This window comes from Massilia sp. CT11-108, assembly GCF_047302915.1.
In the GTDB taxonomy this organism is placed as follows: domain Bacteria; phylum Pseudomonadota; class Gammaproteobacteria; order Burkholderiales; family Burkholderiaceae_D; genus Telluria; species Telluria orientalis.
Genome location: NZ_JBKYMO010001153.1, coordinates 1 through 601 on the forward strand (window position 1 = coordinate 1; position 601 = coordinate 601).

The following is a 601-nucleotide window of genomic DNA, read 5'->3' on the forward strand; positions in this document are numbered from 1 at the left end:
GGCCTGGGCTGCTTGACGTGGGGCCTGGCGGCGGCATCGGCCGACAAGGGCGTGACGGCCGCATCCGGCGGCGCGATGGCGGCCGGCGTGCTCGTGCTGCTGGGGTTCCTGTGGGCGGAGCGGCGGGCGGGCGAGAAGGCGATGCTGCCATTGACACTGTTCGGATCGAGCAGCTTTTCCGGCCTGAACCTGATGACGTTCCTGCTCTACGGCGCCCTCGGCGCGCTGATGCTGCTCGTGCCGTTCGTGCTGATCCAGGCGCTGCAGTATTCGGCGAAGCAGGCGGGCGCGGCGCTGCTGCCGTTTCCCATCGTCCTCGCGATCGGTTCTCCATTGATGGGCAAGGTAGCCGGCAGCCACGGGGCGCGGCTACCGTTATCGATCGGCGCGCTCATCGTCGCGGGCGGATTCCTGCTGGGCACGCGCATCGGCGACGGCGGCTATGCCTCGACCGTGCTGCCCGCCATCCTCGTCATCGCCGTCGGCATGGCGTGCGTGGCGGCGCCGCTGACGACGGCCGTGCTGTCGTCCGTGGACGCCCATCACACGGGTGTCGCGTCCGGCTTCAACAGCGCCGTCGCGCGCGGCGGCGCTGTTGAAG

Annotated in this window: 1 protein-coding gene; it reads left to right on the forward strand. The window is 70.5% G+C overall.

Annotation, left to right across the window (positions count from 1 at the left end):
* A partial coding sequence (locus ACEN88_RS33695; protein WP_413346698.1) for an MFS transporter occupies positions 1–601 on the forward strand: 601 nt, incomplete at both ends.